This is a genomic window from Micromonospora sp. NPDC048170, assembly GCF_040652795.1.
Taxonomy (GTDB): domain Bacteria; phylum Actinomycetota; class Actinomycetes; order Mycobacteriales; family Micromonosporaceae; genus Micromonospora.
Map to the genome: position 1 here is coordinate 1 of NZ_JBEZMR010000059.1, position 15294 is coordinate 15294.

Consider the following 15294-nt stretch of genomic DNA (forward strand, 5'->3'; position numbering starts at 1 on the left):
GCCGCGATCTTGCACTTTCGGCCCGCGTGATGCCGCTTTCGCGACTTTCGTCGGGGCGGAAAGTGCAAGATCGCGGGGGGCTGGCCGGCTCCGTAGCCGACGTCGGGGATCCGCCGGTCTTCGGGGCCTGCCGATCAGGGGAGCGTCACTTGTCGGTCGGCTCGGCCGGACCGTCCTGCCCGCCCGGGCGGGCGAAGACGCCGGCCTCGACTGCGGCGGTGACCGCGTCGGCCTGCTCCTGGGTGAGCTTGCCGTCCTTGACGGCCTGCGCCAGGCGCTCCTTCATCGCGGCCTGCCGGTCGGCGGAGTCGCCCCTGTCGCCGCGCTCGGGCCGGTCGCCCTTGTCGCCGCGCTCGCCCTTGTCGCCCCGCTCGCCCTTGTCGGGCCGGTCGCCCTTGTCGCCCCGCTCGCCCTTCCCGGGGTGGTCGGCCGGCTTGTGCTCCTCGCGCAGCTTCTCCAGCGCGGCCGTCACCTTGTCGGTGTCGACACCCAGCTCCTCGGCCAGCTTCCCGGCGAACTCCGCCTGCCGGTCGGCCCGCTGCTGCTGCCGCTCCTCGCTTCCCTTCTCGCTGGCACTGGCGCTCGGCGTCGGGGTGCCGCCGTCCGCGGCGAAGGCGACCGTCGGGGCCGCGATCCCCACGCCGAGTACGCCGGCTGCGGCCAGTCCGGCCAGCAGGTGCTTCTTCCTCATCGTGCGGGACATGCTGTCCTCCATCTGGTCGGTGGGTGATGCGATGACGTCACCGACAGTGACCAGTCGGGCTGGGGAGAAGCCGTGGCGACCCTGTCAGCGAGCTGGCAGTTCGGCCGGCCGAGTCGGACAAACGGGTTGCTCCGGCACTGTCGGGGGGTAAGGGTGGGCGATCGGCAGGCCCCACCGGGCAGGTGTGGGGAGCTGGCGCGGTGTGTCGGAAAGGCACTCCTCCTTACAAAGCAAGTGACGGAAGGTGACTCCCTCTTGACGACCTCTTCCAAGATCAGGGAAGTTCCGCTGACCGGGGTGGACGCCGGCCCGTATGGCATCACGGCCGGCCCCGACGGCGCGTTGTGGCTGACGCTGGCCCAGGCCGGCGAGATCGCCCGGGTGGGTGCGGGCGACGAGTCGCGCCGCTGGCCGGTGGCGGCCGGCAGCCGTCCGTTGATCATCACTGCGGGCCCCGACGGCGCGCTCTGGTTCACCCGCTCCGGTGACGACCGGATCGGCCGGATCACCACCGACGGCGAGCTGAGCGCCGTCGCGCTCGAGCCCGGAACCGGCCCCTGCGGCATCGCCGCCGGTCCCGACGGCGCCCTCTGGTACGCGGGGATGAACGACGACACGATGGGCCGGGTCACGGTCGACGGGGAGGTGACGCGGTTTCCGCTGCCGGTGAGCGGCGGCTACGTCTCGATGGTCGCCGCCGGCCCCGACGAGGCCGTCTGGTTCACGGTCAACCAGGCGAACGCGGTGGGTCGGATCGGCATGGACGGCGCGGTCACCCTGCACCCGCTGCCGACCGAGGGGGCTGCTCCGGTCGGCATCACCGCCGGCGTCGACGGGGCACTCTGGTTCGTCGAGATCGGCGCCGGTCAGCTCGGGCGGATCACCCCGGACGGGCGGATCACCGAGTATCCGCTGCCCGACCGGTCCGCCCGGCCGCACGCGATCGTCGCCGACCCGGCCGGTGGCTGCTGGTACACCGAGTGGGGCGGCAACCGCATCGGCCACATCGCCCCGGACACCACGATCACCACCTACGACCTGCCCACCCCGGCCTCCGAGCCCCACGGCCTGACAGTCGCCCCGGACGCCACGGTCTGGGCTGCCCTGGAAACGGGCGCGCTGGCCCAGCTGACCCCCTGACCACCCACCCCTCCTGCCTCTCCTGCCCGTCCTGGCTCTCCTGCCCGTCCTGGCTCCGTTGACCATGACGTTGGCCGGGTGAAATGTCGGATTCCCTCCCGCTAACCTCATGATCAACTTGGGAGAGGGCGGGTGGGGGTGGGGGTGGGTGGGTGGGTGGGGAGGGGGTGGGTGGTCAGTGGACGGCGGGGGTGATCTTGAGGGTGCCGGTGTTCGTGTCCAGGGTGGCTTCGGTGCCCACCGGGACCGTCAGCTGGCCGGGGCCGTGGCCGATCGGGAGGCCGCCGAGGACGGGGACGCCGAGGTCGCCGAGGCGCTCGGAGAGCACGTCGGCGACGCCGACCGACCAGCCGTCCGCGCAGTCGGTGAACTGGCCCACCGCCACCCCGGCCAACCCGTCCAGGGCTCCGGCGCGGCGGAGCTGGGTGAGCATCCGGTCCACCTTGTAGGGCGGCTCCTGCACGTCCTCGACGAGCAGGACCGCCCCGGTCAGGTCCGGCATGTCCGGGGTGCCCAGCGACGCCACGATCAGGCAGAGGTTGCCGCCCAGCAGCGGGCCGGTGGCCCGGCCCGGCACGCGTACTCCGAAGGTCTCCTCCTCGGCCACGGCGCTCACCGTGACGGGCTCGGTGGTCATCAGGGCGGCGTGCAGCGACTCGGCCGAGCGCAGCGGCGTGCGCTCGTCCAACCAGGCGGCTCCCGGGCCGTGCACGCCGGCCAGCCGGGCGCCCCGCCAGAGCGCGAACTGCAACGCGGTGATGTCGGAGAAGCCGGCGACCACCTTCGGGTCCCGGCGTACGGCGACCATGTCGATCGCGTCGACGATCCGCTGTGCGCCGTAGCCGCCCCGGGTGCAGATCACCCCGCGCACCTCGGGATCGGCGAACGCCGTGTTCAGGTCCGCGGCGCGCAGCTCGTCCGTGCCGGCGAGATAACCCTGCCGGGCGTACGCGTTCGGCGCCAGCACCGGCCGCAGCCCCCAGCCGGTGAGCAACTCGACGCCCCGGGCCACCCGTTCCGGCCGGGTCGGCCCGGAAGGCGACACCAGCATGACGGTGTCGCCGGGGCGCAGCACCGGCGGTCGTACGGCGGTGGCGGGAGTCGTGCGGGCACGGTCGGACACAGCGGCAGAGCCTAGTCGCGGCGGGTCACGGGTCCACGTACCGGTCGGCCCAGTCCGCCGAGGGTGGTACGGGCGTGATGACGTCGATCAGCACTCCGTCGGGTGCGGCGACGATGAAGTGCCGCTGCCCGAAGTCCTCGTCGCGCAGCGCCAGCTCGGCGTGCAGTCCGCCCCGGACGACGAGCCGTTCCCACTCGGCGTCGACGTCGGTCACCTCCAGGTTGAGCAGGAGTCCCCGCACGGGTGCCCGGTATGCCTCGGGCAGCGTCGGGTGCTGGTGGTCGAGCAGCGCCAGTTCGTACGCGGGTGGGCCCGGTCGCCGAAGGCTCACGTACCAGTCGGCCTCGAAGGTCGTCTCGAAGCCGAGGAAGTGCCGGTAGAAGTCGTGCGACTCGCGTAGCCGCGAGGTGCAGACGACGGGGTAGAAGCTGGTGAGGTTCATGTCAGCCCTTTCGCATACCATCGGTACGTCAAGGACGGTAGTTCGCGTACCGTTGGTATGTCAATGGAGGGTGCGATGACCGAGGGCGTCCGGGCACAGCAGCGGGAACAGACCCGGCGGACCCTGCTGGACGAGAGCCGGCGGCTGTTCGCCACCCGGGGATACGCGGCGGTCGGCCTGGCCGAGATCGTGGGGGCGGCCGGGGTCACCAAGGGCGCGCTCTACCACCACTTCGCAGGGAAGGCCGAGCTGTTCCGGGCGGTGCTGGGGGAGGTGCAGCAGGAGGTGGCGCAGCGGGTCGCCACGACCGCCGACGCCGAGGAGGACCCGTGGGCCCGGTTCACGGCGGGCTGCCAGGCGTTCCTGACCGCGAGCACGGACCCCGCGATCCAGCAGATCATGTTGATCGACGGCCCGGCGGTGCTCGGCTGGAACGAGTGGCGCGCGCTGGACGAGGCGGCGTCGGGCCGGCACCTGGCCGAGGAGTTGACCCTGCTGGTCGAGCAGGGGCTGATCGCGCCGCAGCCGGTCGCACCGCTGACCCACCTGCTCTCCGGCGCGATGAACGAAGCGGCGCTCTGGGTCGCCCGCGCGACCGACCCGGCTGCCCTGGCGGACACCCGCGCCGCGCTGTCCCGGATGCTCGACGCGCTGCGCACCGCCTGAGCCCAGCGCCCGCAGGCTGCGCACCGGCTCAGTCGAGCGCCCGCCGTGCCGGGGCCGGTCGGCGGTGAGGTCGTCGCCGCGCCCGGTGGAGGCGTTCCGGGGACCGTCGGGGTCACCGGCTAGCCTCGACGTCGTGGCTACCGCGTTGGTGATCGAGAACGACCCGACCGACGACATCCGCCGGCTCGGAGAGTGGCTGACCGAGGCCGGCCTCGACCTGTGGGTGGTTCGCACCCACGCCGGTGACGAGATCCCCGCCGACCTGACGGGATACTCCGCGCTGGTGGTGCTCGGCGGTCCGGTGCCGCCGTACCCGCTGCCGGACGGGTCGCCCGCCGAGCCCTGGCTCCCGGCGCTGGAGGGGCTGCTGCGCAAGGCCGTGCGGCACCGGGTGCCGACCCTCGGCATCTGCCTCGGCGCGCAGCTGCTGGCCACCGCGCACGCCGGTGAGGTCGTGCGTAGCCCGAGCGGCCCGGAGGTCGGCCCCAGCGTGGTCGGCAAGCGGGACGCCGCCGACACCGACCCGCTGTTCCGTTACGTCCCGCTGATGCCCGACGTGTTCCAGTGGCACGCCGACGAGATCACCGAGCTGCCCCGGGGCGCCACCCTGCTGGCCGCCTCGACCCGCTACCCGCACCAGGCCTTCCGGATGGGCGACCGGGCCTGGGGGCTCCAGTTCCACATCGAGTGCGACACCGCCATGATCGCCGACTGGGCCGCCGACTCGGCGCTCCTGGCCGAGCTGGGTTACGACCCCGACCTGGTGGTGGCGGCCTGCCACGACGTGATGGTCGACGTCGAGGAGGTCTGGCAGCCGTTCGCCGCCCGGTTCGCCGCGCTGGCCCTCGGCGAGCTGGACGACGCCGAGCCCCGCCGCAGCCTGCCCCTGCTCGGGCAGTGATGAGCCGGCCGGCCAGGGCCGCGGGGCGGCTCGCCCGCTACGGCTTCGGCACCGACGGCGGCGTCGGTGCCACCCGCGCCGGCGACCTGCTCGGCCCGGAGGGGCTCGGGCTGTGGCGGCCGGACGTGCAGGAACCCGCCGACGAGCGCGCGGCGGAGCTGCTCGTCGCGCTCTCCCGGGCCGCCGACCCGGATCTGGCGCTGCGCCAGCTGCACCGCATCGTCGAGGCCGAGCGCCGGACCAACCCGGAACAGTTGACGTCGGCGCTGCTGGCGGCGCTGGGGGACGATCCGGGCCTGCGTGGCCGGCTGATCGCCGTCCTCGGCGCGTCCTCCGCGCTCGGCGACCACCTGGTCGCCAACCCCGACCAGTGGCCGGCGCTGCGCACCGCACCGGACGGGCTGGCGCCGACCGCCGAGGGGCGGCTCGACCTCTCCGGCGACGGCAAGCCGGTGGTGGTGCTGCGCAGGGCGTACCGGCTGGCGCTGCTGCGGATCGCGGCGGCCGACCTGACCGGCGGCCGGGGCCTGGAGCAGACCATGGCCGCGCTCTCCGCGCTGGCCGACGCGACCCTGGCGGCGGCGTACGAGATCGCGGTCGGCGAGCTGCCGGAGGGCACCGCCCGGCCCCGGCTCGCCGTCGTGGCGATGGGCAAGTGCGGCGGCGACGAGCTCAACTACGTCTCCGACGTGGACGTGATCTTCGTGGCCGCCGAGGACGACGACCTCGCCGCGGCCACCACGGTCGCCACCCGGCTGATCCACGTCTGCGGGCTGGTGGCCTGGCCGGTCGACGCCGCCCTGCGCCCGGAGGGCAACCGGGGGCCGCTGGTGCGGACGCTGGCCAGCCACCTCGCCTACTACCAGCGCTGGGCGCGCACCTGGGAGTTCCAGGCGCTGCTCAAGGCCCGGCCGGCGGCCGGCGACCTGGCACTGGGTCGGGAGTGGATCGACCAGCTCGCCCCGCTGGTGTGGCGGGCCGCCGAGCGCCCCGAGGCGGTCGAGGACGTCCGCGCCATGCGGCGCAAGATCATCGACCACGTCCCGCCGAAGGAGCTGGAACGCGAGATCAAGCGCGGCCCCGGTGGGCTGCGCGACATCGAGTTCGCCGTGCAGCTGCTGCAACTGGTGCACGGCCGGGGCGACGAGTCGCTGCGGGCGCCCGGCACCATCCCGGCGCTGCGCGCGCTGGTCGCCGGCGGCTACGTGGGCCGGGCCGACGGCGAGGCGCTGCTGCGCGGCTACCGCTTCCTGCGCGGCGTCGAGCACCGCCTCCAGCTCCAGGGGCTGCGCCGCACCCACACCGTGCCGACCGAGCCGACCGCGCTGCGCTGGCTGGCCGCCGCCCTGGGCCACACCGCCACGCCGGGCCGCAGCGCCGTCGAGGAGTTCCGCGCCGAGTGGGTCACCCACGCCGCCGAGGTACGCCGGCTGCACGCCAAGCTGCTCTACCGGCCGCTGCTGGAGTCGGTGGCCCGGGTGCCGGCCGACGGGCTGCGGCTCACCCCCGAGGCGGCCCGGCACCGGCTGGAGATCCTCGGCTTCGCCGACCCCGCCGGGGCGCTGCGTCACCTCCAGGCCCTCACCGGCGGGGTGAGCCGCACCGCCGCCATCCAGCGCACCCTGCTGCCGGTGCTGCTCAGCGAGTTCGCCGACGCCCCCGAGCCGGATCGCGGCCTGCTCAACTACCGGCAGGTCTCCGACAAGCTCGGCAGCACCCCCTGGTATCTGCGCCTGCTGCGCGACTCCGGGCCGGTGGCCCGCCGGCTGGCCCGGGTGCTCTCCTCCTCCCGGTACGCCGCCGACCTGCTGGGCCGCGAGCCGGAGGCGCTGCGGATGCTGGCCGAGGAGAGCGAGCTGACCCCCCGGCCGAGGGAGGTCCTCTGCGAGGGCTTCGCCGCCGCGGCGGCCCGGCACGCCGACCCGGTCGAGGCCGCCCGCGCCATCCGCGCGCTGCGTCGGCGGGAGCTGGTCCGGATCGCCTGCGCCGACCTGCTGAGCCGGGCCGGCTCGCTGGCCCCGTCGCCGCCCCGGCCCGACGGCGGGCGGGCGGCGCTCGGCCTCGCCGACGTGACCGCCGTCGGCACCGCCCTGGCGGCGGTCACCGACGCCACCCTGGCCGCCGCGCTGCGGGCCGCGCGGGCGGCCCAACCGCCCGTGCCGGGGCTGCGCTTCGCCGTCATCGGCGTGGGCCGGCTCGGCGGGTACGAGTCGAACTACCTCTCCGACGCCGACGTGCTCTTCGTCTACGACGCGCCGGCCGGTGCGGGCGACGGCGCGGCCGGTGCCGCCGCCCGCGCGATCGCCGAGGAACTGCGCCGGCTGCTCGGCATCCCCGCGCCCGACCCGCCGCTCGGCGTCGACGCCGACCTGCGCCCGGAGGGGCGGCAGGGCCCGCTGGTGCGCAGCCTCGCCGCGTACGCGCAGTACTACGCCCGCTGGTCGAAGGTGTGGGAGGCGCAGGCGCTGCTGCGCGCCCGGTTCGTCTGCGGCGACGCGGATCTCGGCGCCGAGTTCGAGGCGATGGTCGACCCGGTGCGCTACCCGGCCGACGGGCTGACCCGCGAGCAGGTGGTGGAGATCCGCCGGATCAAGGCGCGGGTGGAGCACGAGCGGCTGCCCCGGGGCGCCGACCCGGCCACCCACACCAAGCTCGGCCGGGGTGGCCTCGCCGACGTCGAGTGGGCGGTGCAGCTGCTCCAGCTCCGGCACGCCGGGACGATCCCGGCCCTGCGCGGCACGCGTACGCTCGACGCCCTCTCGGCGGCCCGGGACGCGGGCCTGGTCGACCCGACGGACGCCACCGAGATGGCGGCCGGCTGGACGCTGGCCGCGCAGGTCCGCAACGCGCTGATGCTGGTCCGTGGCCGGGAGGGCGACCAGCTGCCCCGGCACGGCGTCGAGCTGGCCGGCGTGGTCCGGCTGCTCGGCCGGGACGATCCCGGCGAGTTCCTCGACGAATACCTGCGCACCGGCCGCCGTTCCCGGGCGGCGATGGAACGCGTGCTCGACTCCTGAGCCGGCCGCGCCGCCGGGCGGTCCGGCCGGCGCCGAGGGCTACCGCGTGCGGCGGACCAGGATCACGTTGTCGACCAGGTGCCCGGTCTCGCCGTGCGGGCCGGTGGCCTGGCGGTGCGGGGCGTCCAGCCGCTCGGTGTCCCACCGCTCGGGGTCGAGGTCGAGCGCGGCGAAGGTCTCCTGCGGGGTGGGGAAGTGCGCGTGCGCGTGATCGTGACGTCCCCACGGCGGCGCCTCGCCGTGCTCGACGACGAGCAGCCGGCCGCCGGGGGCCACGGCCCGGGCCGCCGCCTGGAGCAGTTGCGCCCGGGGAAACTCCAGCGGCGACTGGAGGAACTGGGCGGAGACCAGGTCGTACTCGCCCGGCGGGAAGGTCCGGGTGAGGTCGTGCCGGCGGAACTCGATGCGGGACGCGACCCCGGCGGCGGACGCCTCCTCGGACGCCCGGGCGAGGGCGGTCTCGGAGACGTCGACCGCGGTCACCCGCCAGCCCTGCCCGGCCAGCCAGACCGCGTCGCCGCCCTCGCCGCAGCCGAGGTCCAGTACGGTGCCGGCCGGCAACTGCCCGGCGACGTCGACCAGGATCGGGTTCGCCCGGCCGCTCCAGACCCTCTCGTGCCGCCCGTAGTGCTCCTCCCAGAACCGCGCGGTCTCCTCGTCCACGTCCGGGTGCCGCGGCCCGTCGTGGCCGGTCGCCGCCGTGCTGTCGTGGTGCCGGTGCCCCCCGGCCGTCGCGTCGTGGTGCACGTCTCGTCCTCCTGGTGCGCTGCCTCGGTGACCTGCCACGCCGATCGTTGCGCGGCAACGACGGGAGGAGCAAGTAACGTTGCCGGACCGGCAAAATTCGGGTGACGCCGCTGGTCAACTGCCGAGCCGGTACTGCCCGGCGCGCGGCACGGTCACCGCCGTCCATTCGCCGTCGGCGGCGACCGTGGCCCCGCCCGAGGCGGTCAGCCAGCGGCTGTGCCGGATCCGGACCGGCACCGTGCCGGCAGCCGCCGCCCGGAACGTCACCGAGGCGCCGTCGTACGCGACCAACTCCGCCGGCGCGCCGACGATCGGGGTCGGGTCGTCCACCGCCCAGACCCGCCAGTGCGGGCCGGACCAGGCGGGCGTCAGGTACGGCAGCCCGCCCGCGACCAGCTCGGCCTCGGCCCGCCCGACCCAGGACAGCGGGGCGTCCGGCACCGCGACGAACTGCACCGCGTTGTCGTCGAGCCAGCTCCGGTAGCTCGCGGCGGTCAGCGGCACTCCGGTGCCGGCCGCCCCCGGCACGGTGGTGAAGAAGAGCGGGTTGCGATCGATGTCGGCCTGCCGCAGCCAACCCCGGGCCAGCGGCACCTCGCTCAACGAGGCGGCCTCCCAGTAGTTCCGGGTCGGCGGAACCTCCACCCGGCCGGTGAGTCGCTGCCCGTCGAGGAACGCCCGCAGCGGCGCGAAGTAGGCCGCCCGGCTGGTCGGGTCGTCCACGCTGCGCAGGTCGGCGGGGGAGACCGGCGGCTGCCACCAGCACACCGCCGCCAGCAGCGCGGCCAGCGCGACGCCGCCCCGGGCCCGCGCGCCGCCCCCGACTCCGGCCCGCGCGGTCTCCGCCGGCCGTACGGCGGATGACGGGCCGGGCCGACCGCGCCGGGCCAGCCACCCCGCCAGTCGGGCCGGGGGGCGGGCGGCGGCGGCCAGCAGGGGCAGGGCGAACATGACGGCCAGCCGGGTGGCGTTCAGCCCGACCGGGGTGTGCACCAGCGCCGCCGCCAGCACCCCGGCCGCCGAGAGCAGCGCCCCCACCCGCACCGGCCGGTATCCCACCAGCGCGGCCACGAGCAGACTGGTCAGCACGGCCCGGACCGTGTCGGTGCGGCTGATGTTCATCCAGCCGCCGTCGCCGAAGAGCAGGGTGGTCAGCCCGAGCGGCAGCGCGGCGGCGACGCCGAGCACCAGGCCGTCGGCGTACCGGCGGGTCGACAGCAGCGCCGCGCCCGCCAGGCCGACGAAGAGGCCCGCCACCGGGCTCGTCGCCGAGGCCAGCAGCGCGCCGGCCGCCGCCAGGCCGAGCCGTACGAACTGCCGGCGCCGCGCCCGCCCGGCCGGCGCTTCCGGGCCGGCGTCCGTCGGCCCTGCCGGCAGCGTGAGGGCGAGCAGCGCGCCGAGGCCGAAAGCCACCCCGAGGCCGTACGTCACCCGGCCCGAGACCAGGTTGCCGGCGATGGTGAGCACCCCGACGAGACTGCCGAGCAGCGGGCGGGGCACCCCGGTGCGCACCAGCAGGGCCGCGAACGCGGTGGCCGCCGCCACCAGGGCCAACGCGCCGGTGACCCGTACCCCGAGCAACGCCATCACCGGCTGGGAGACCAGGCTGTAGCCGAACTGCTGCACGCCGCCGTACCAGCGCAGGTCCACCGGGGCGAAGCCGTGGGCGGCGAAGAAGTCGGCCCGCGCGACCTGCGCGGCGAGGTCGGAGCCGGTCGGCGGCAGAGCGACGTAGACCACTCCGACGAGCACGGCGGACGCGGCGGCCACCGCCACCACCCGACTGCGCCGCATGCCCACCTCCGTACCGCGACCACCGTACTGGCAGCATGTCCGGCGTGCCTCACCACCTCGCGCGCTGGCTCGGCCTCGCCGGCTCGACGCTGCTCGCCGTCGCCGCGTTCCTCGGCGGAGCGCTGCCCGGCGGCGACCTGCGCCCCACCCCGGTCAGCATCTGGCAGGGCCCGCACGGCCCGCTGATCATCGCCACCTGGGCGGTCGGCACCGGCCTGATGGCGTACGCCTGGTGGACGCTGCGCGACCGGGTGCCGTCGACCCGCTGGGCCCTGGTGACCGTCGGGCTCTGGCTGCTGCCGCTGCTGGTCGCACCGCCCCTGGGCAGCCGGGACGTCTACGCGTACGCCTGCCAGGGCGCCAGCTACTCCGCCGGGATCAACCCGTACGAGCAGGGTGTCTCGGTGCTGCCGTGCCCGTGGCTGGACACCATCTCCTACATCTGGCGGGACACCTCGGCACCGTACGGGCCGCTGTTCGTGCTGATCGCCGGGGCGGTGGTGAAGGCGACCGGGTCGCTCTACGGCAGCATCGTGCTGTTCCGGCTGCTCGCCGTCGTCGGAGTGGGGCTGACCGCGGCCTGCCTGCCGGTGCTGGCCCGCCGCTGCGGCGTACCGGCCGGCCGGGCGGTCTGGCTGGCGCTGGGCTCGCCGCTGATCGGGGTGCACCTGGTCTCGGGGGCGCACAACGACGCGCTGATGGTGGGGCTGCTCGTCGCCGGACTGGCGGTGGTGGTGTCCCGGCCGGGTCGCCCCGGCCCGCTGCTCGCCGGGGGAGTGCTGCTCGGCCTGGCCGTCGCGATCAAGGTGACCGCGCTGGTCGTGGTGCCGTTCGCCGCGCTGGCCGCCATCGTCGGGGCGTACTCGATCAGGGCGCTCGTGCGCGACGGCGGGTGGGTGGTCGGCGGGGCGGTCGCCGCCGTGGTCGGCGCGACCCTCGCCACCGGCCTGGGCTTCGGCTGGGTGACCGGGCTGGAGCAGGGCGGCCTGGTGATCGCCTGGACGTCGCCGCCGACGGCGGTGGGGCAGACCGTCGCCTACCTCGCCGCGCCGTTCGGCTGGCACGGCGACCCGCTGCCCGTCACCCGGGGCATCGGCATGGCGGCGCTGGCGCTGGTGCTGCTCTGGCTGTGGTGGCGGGCCCGCACCCGCGAGCCGATCTGGCACGCCGGCCTGGCGCTGGCCGCCACCGTCGCGCTCGCCCCGCTGTTCCACCCCTGGTACTGGACCTGGCCGCTGGCCGTGCTCGCGGCCACGTCGCGGCGCACCGGCTGGTTCACGGTGGTCGCGATCGTCTCGTCGTTCCTGGTGCTCGCCGACGGCACGGGGCTGCCCCGGTACACCAAGACCGTCGGGGCACCCCTGATGACGCTGTTGGTGATCGTGGTGGTGGTCCGCTTGGTACGGTCGGCTCGGGCGGCCCGCAGACCGGCCGCCGTGGACTGAGGAGAGGGACGCCGGTGACCGCTCCCGGCGCTCCGCCGACGCCTGATGCGCTGCCGCCGTCGCCCGGTGCCGCCCGGGTCGCCCGCTACGCCGGGCTGGCCGGGGCGGTGCTGCTGGCCGTCGCCGGCTGGCTCGGCGGCGCGCTGCCGTCGACGCCGCTGGACGCCACCCCGCCGAGCGTCTGGCGTTCGGACACCGGGCCGCTGACGCTCGGCGCCTGGCTGGTCGGCACCGCCCTGCTGGCCGGCGCCTGGTGGGCGCTGCGCCGGGGCGCGCCGTCGACGCGGTGGGCGTACCTGACCGCCGGGCTGTGGGCGCTGCCGCTGCTGGTCACCCCGCCGCTGGGCAGCCGGGACGTCTACTCGTACGCCTGTCAGGGCTGGGCGTACGCGCACGGCGTCGACCCGTACGCCACCGGGGTCGCCGAGGCCGGCTGCCCCTGGGTGGAGGCCGTCGCGCCGATCTGGCGGGACACGCCCGCGCCGTACGGGCCGATCTTCGTGCTGCTCGCCGCGCTCGCCGTGACCCTCGGCGGCGGCCTGGTGGGCGCGATCGTGGCGTTCCGGCTGCTCGCGGTCGGTGGGGTGCTGCTGGCCGCCCTCTGCCTGCCGGGGCTGGCCCGGGCCGCCGGCGTGCCCACCCGCCGGGCGGCCTGGCTGGCGCTGGCCTGCCCGCTGGTCGGCGTGCACCTGGTGGCCGGCGCGCACAACGACGCGGTGATGCTCGGCCTGCTGATGCTGGGCCTGCTGGTGTCGGTACGCCGCCCCGGCCGGCCGGGGCCGCTGCTGTTGGCGGGGGCGCTGCTCGGGCTGGCGGTGACGGTGAAGGCGACCGCCGTGGTGGTGCTCCCCTTCGCGGCGCTGGCCGCCGTGCACGGCCGCTACACCCTGCGGGCGCTGCTGCGCGACGCCGGCTGGCTGGCCGGCGGGGCGCTCGGCGCGGTGACGGTCACCTCGCTGCTGTCCGGCCTCGGCCTCGGCTGGGTCGGCGGGCTGACCCGCAGCGGCGACTCCGAGCAGTGGACGTCGCCGCCGACGGCAGTCGGTTTCGTCGTCGACTACGCCGGCGGGTTCGTCGGCCGGGAGCCGGGCGCGGTGCCCGTGACCCGGGCGGCGGCGCTGCTGCTGCTCGCCGTGCTGGTGGCGGTGCTGTGGTGGCGGGCCTGGTCGGGGCTGCGCCGGCTCAACGACGTCCGGCAGCGGGTGCCCCGCCTGGACGCCGCCCGACCCCGGGTCGCCCTGCTCGGCGCCGGCCTGGCGCTGGCCGCCACGGTCGTGCTGGCCCCGGTCTTCCACCCCTGGTACGCCACCTGGCCGCTTGCCCTGCTTGCGGTCGTCGCGAGCCGGACCACCTGGTTCGTGCTGCCCTGCGCGGCGGCAGCCTTCCTCACCCTGCCCGACGGTGCCAACCTGGCCCGGTTCACCAAGGCCCCGGGTGCGCTGGCGGTGACCGCGCTGGTGGCCTGGCTGGCGGTGTGGTGCCTGCTCCGGCTGCGCCGGGCCCCCTGATCTGACGAACCCCATACGGTCCTCCGGCTGGCGTGTCCCTGGCGGGGGCCGTGCTGTGCCCACTGACGGTGCCACGCCGTGCCGCCAGACAGCGGTCATGCCGCGCCTACTGACAGTGCCATGCGATGCCTCACCGACGAGGCCACGCCGTGCCGAATCGGGCGGATCATCGCCACGGTCAGTCGGCGCGGCGAGATCTTGGCAGGAATGTGCCCCTGGAGGGGCCGTTTCTTGCCAAGATCTCGCCTTGGGGCGGGCGCGAGACGACTGTCGGTCGGTGCGGGAGGCTCTGTCGCGGTCGGCAGGCGGTGGAAGGATCGGCGGTCAGCGGTGTGTGCCGCAGGTCGGACAGCGGCTGGCCGGTTCGGCCGGGGCGGGGCGGCGTAACCGCTTGCGCAGGGTGATGGCCAGCGGCAGCAGCGCGGGGCCGGCGAGGCCGACCACGACGGCCGACGCGGCCAGCGCGGACCAGCCCGGGTTGGGCGCTCCGCGCATGTTGCCGTCGATCGCGCCGGCCAGCGGATGCAGGAAGAGCAGACCGACCGGGGTCAGCAGCACCAGCAGCGCCCAGCCGCCCCGGTGATCGGCCCGCAGGGCGAGCCCTGTGCCGATCAGCAGCGCCACCACGAGCAGCACCACGGCGGCGCCGGGCAGGACTTGGCTCGCCGTCCAGCCGTAGTAGCTGCCGTAAGAGTCGTGGCGGAACAGCAGGTTGACACCCGCGAGGCCGGCGACGCCGACGGCGAGCAGAGGTGCCGCCCGGAGCGGCGCTGGTAGGCGCTCGGGTAGGCCGAGCGCCACCAGCCCCAGGCCGAGCTGCGGCAGCAGCACCGACAACGGCGGCCGGGGCAGGCCGGAGAGAGCCGCGACCGGCACGACTGCGACGGTGAGCAGCAGGGCGAAGGCCACGGCGCGGCGGGTCCACCGGCCCGGTCCCGCCGCGTGTACCACTGCGGCAAGCAGCCAGGCGGCCCACACCCCGATCCCGAGCGAGACGAACGGCCCGGCGCCCGGCACCCACTTCGCCGGTGGCGGGTGCATCTCCAGCGTCGACCAGACCGCCGCCAGCGCCGTCGCGGTGAGGAAGGCGAGGACGGCGGCGAGGCGTACGCCCGGGATCAGGTCGGCGGCCCCGGCGGCCCGCAGCCGCTGGCGCAGGCCGCCGCGCAGCAGGTCCGCGGCGTCCGCTGGCGAGGGCCAGCGCCGGCCCGGGCCGGCCAGGTCGAGGTACGTGCCGACGATCTCGGCGCCGCGCGCCCGCCGGTACTCCGCCGGGTAGGCCCGCAGCAGGCGGTGGTAGCGCCGCTCCAGCCCGCTCACACCAGCCCTCCGGCGGTACGCGGGGCCAGCGGTCGGCCCGCGCGGGCGCGCAGTCGGGCGGTGGCCGCCTCGACGTTGCGGCGCAGGCGCTCGGTCTCGGCGGCCAGGGTGGCGCCCCCGGTGGGGGAGAGGCGGTAGTAGCGGCGCAGCCGGCCGTCCACCACCTCCTCCCGGTCGACCTCCACCAGACCGGCGTCGACCAGCCGGTCGAGCGCCCCGTAGAGGGTGCCCGGCCGCAGCGACACGCGCCCGTCGGAGAGGGCGGAGACCTCGCCGATCAGGCCGTAGCCGTGCATCGGCTCGCCGGCCAGCGCGGTGAGGATCAGGAAGGTGGGTTCGCGCAGCGGTGTGTCCACGCCCCGCAATATATCGGACGCGAAGGTATGTCGGTGGCCGTTACGCGGTCGGGGGGGGGGGGGTCGGCGCGGCACCCCGCCGCCCCCGCTACGGGGGGCGATGTGGGGACGGCGGGACAAAGATAGAGGTGA

At 75.7% G+C, this 15294-nt stretch carries 13 protein-coding genes; 6 read left to right on the top strand and 7 right to left on the bottom strand.

Translation table 11 applies throughout. The features are described 5' to 3' along the window. Nucleotides 1-145 precede the first annotated feature (145 nt). The gene (locus AB0D32_RS32330; protein ID WP_357098631.1) at nt 146-703 is read right to left on the bottom strand and encodes a hypothetical protein; all 558 of its coding nucleotides are present in this window, start codon (nt 701-703) and stop codon (nt 146-148) included. 255 nt (nt 704-958) lie between these two features. On the opposite strand from AB0D32_RS32330, the gene AB0D32_RS32335 reads away from it, so the two are divergent. After that, nucleotides 959-1843, top strand: coding sequence for a virginiamycin B lyase (locus tag AB0D32_RS32335; protein WP_357098634.1), 885 nt, complete (start codon nt 959-961; stop codon nt 1841-1843). A gap of 175 nt (nt 1844-2018) precedes the next feature. Here the strand turns inward: AB0D32_RS32335 and AB0D32_RS32340 are convergent, their stop codons facing one another. Further along, a complete protein-coding gene (locus AB0D32_RS32340) occupies nt 2019-2894 on the bottom strand; it encodes an LD-carboxypeptidase (RefSeq protein WP_357098664.1) in 876 nt (291 codons plus the stop codon). A gap of 97 nt (nt 2895-2991) precedes the next feature. Further along, a complete protein-coding gene (locus AB0D32_RS32345) occupies nt 2992-3408 on the bottom strand; it encodes a VOC family protein (protein ID WP_357098636.1) in 417 nt (138 codons plus the stop codon). Between the two features lie 75 nt (nt 3409-3483). Between AB0D32_RS32345 and AB0D32_RS32350 the strand changes: the two genes are divergently transcribed. The 3 genes from AB0D32_RS32350 (at nt 3484) to AB0D32_RS32360 (ending at nt 7992) form a co-directional block, all read left to right on the top strand. Beyond that, the gene (locus AB0D32_RS32350; RefSeq protein ID WP_357098639.1) at nt 3484-4074 is read left to right on the top strand and encodes a helix-turn-helix domain-containing protein; all 591 of its coding nucleotides are present in this window, start codon (nt 3484-3486) and stop codon (nt 4072-4074) included. Nucleotides 4075-4207: 133 nt separating this feature from the next. Continuing rightward, nucleotides 4208-4975 carry a type 1 glutamine amidotransferase gene (locus tag AB0D32_RS32355; RefSeq protein ID WP_357098643.1) on the top strand — a complete coding sequence of 256 codons (768 nt, stop codon included), beginning with the start codon at nt 4208-4210 and terminating at the stop codon, nt 4973-4975. Further along, nucleotides 4975-7992, top strand: coding sequence for a bifunctional [glutamine synthetase] adenylyltransferase/[glutamine synthetase]-adenylyl-L-tyrosine phosphorylase (locus tag AB0D32_RS32360; protein ID WP_357098646.1), 3018 nt, complete (start codon nt 4975-4977; stop codon nt 7990-7992). Before AB0D32_RS32355 ends, AB0D32_RS32360 begins: the two co-directional genes overlap by 1 nt. Before the next feature lie 39 nt (nt 7993-8031). Here the strand turns inward: AB0D32_RS32360 and AB0D32_RS32365 are convergent, their stop codons facing one another. After that, complete coding sequence (locus AB0D32_RS32365) at nt 8032-8739, bottom strand: methyltransferase domain-containing protein (protein ID WP_357098649.1); 708 nt, start codon at nt 8737-8739, stop codon at nt 8032-8034. A gap of 114 nt (nt 8740-8853) precedes the next feature. Continuing rightward, on the bottom strand, nt 8854-10533 hold the full coding sequence (locus AB0D32_RS32370; RefSeq protein WP_357098652.1) for a hypothetical protein: 1680 nt from the start codon (nt 10531-10533) through the stop codon (nt 8854-8856). Nucleotides 10534-10577: 44 nt separating this feature from the next. Here AB0D32_RS32370 and mptB (AB0D32_RS32375) point away from each other — a divergent pair, with 44 nt between their 5' ends. Together mptB (AB0D32_RS32375) and mptB (AB0D32_RS32380) are read left to right on the top strand one after the other, a co-directional pair. Further along, nucleotides 10578-11978 (top strand): polyprenol phosphomannose-dependent alpha 1,6 mannosyltransferase MptB, encoded by a 1401-nt coding sequence (gene mptB, locus AB0D32_RS32375; protein ID WP_357098655.1) that lies wholly within the window; start codon nt 10578-10580, stop codon nt 11976-11978. Nucleotides 11979-12028: 50 nt separating this feature from the next. Continuing rightward, complete coding sequence (gene mptB, locus AB0D32_RS32380; RefSeq protein ID WP_357098667.1) at nt 12029-13486, top strand: polyprenol phosphomannose-dependent alpha 1,6 mannosyltransferase MptB; 1458 nt, start codon at nt 12029-12031, stop codon at nt 13484-13486. 324 nt (nt 13487-13810) lie between these two features. Here the strand turns inward: mptB (AB0D32_RS32380) and AB0D32_RS32385 are convergent, their stop codons facing one another. Together AB0D32_RS32385 and AB0D32_RS32390 are read right to left on the bottom strand one after the other, a co-directional pair. Beyond that, on the bottom strand, nt 13811-14806 hold the full coding sequence (locus AB0D32_RS32385; RefSeq protein WP_357098658.1) for a hypothetical protein: 996 nt from the start codon (nt 14804-14806) through the stop codon (nt 13811-13813). Next, nucleotides 14803-15162, bottom strand: a complete 360-nt coding sequence (locus tag AB0D32_RS32390; protein WP_357098661.1) for a PadR family transcriptional regulator — start codon at nt 15160-15162, stop codon at nt 14803-14805. Before AB0D32_RS32390 ends, AB0D32_RS32385 begins: the two co-directional genes overlap by 4 nt. Nucleotides 15163-15294: the final 132 nt, after the last annotated feature.

Excerpts from the sequence above, each read along its gene's own strand:
- AB0D32_RS32330 (WP_357098631.1), bottom strand. The coding sequence starts at position 703 with ATGTCCCGCACGATGAGGAAGAAGCACCTGCTGGCCGGACTGGCCGCA.
- AB0D32_RS32340 (WP_357098664.1), bottom strand. The coding sequence starts at position 2,894 with ATGCTGGTGTCGCCTTCCGGGCCGACCCGGCCGGAACGGGTGGCCCGG.
- AB0D32_RS32345 (WP_357098636.1), bottom strand. The coding sequence starts at position 3,408 with ATGAACCTCACCAGCTTCTACCCCGTCGTCTGCACCTCGCGGCTACGC.
- AB0D32_RS32350 (WP_357098639.1), top strand. The coding sequence starts at position 3,484 with ATGACCGAGGGCGTCCGGGCACAGCAGCGGGAACAGACCCGGCGGACC.
- AB0D32_RS32360 (WP_357098646.1), top strand. The coding sequence starts at position 4,975 with ATGAGCCGGCCGGCCAGGGCCGCGGGGCGGCTCGCCCGCTACGGCTTC.
- AB0D32_RS32370 (WP_357098652.1), bottom strand. The coding sequence starts at position 10,533 with ATGCGGCGCAGTCGGGTGGTGGCGGTGGCCGCCGCGTCCGCCGTGCTC.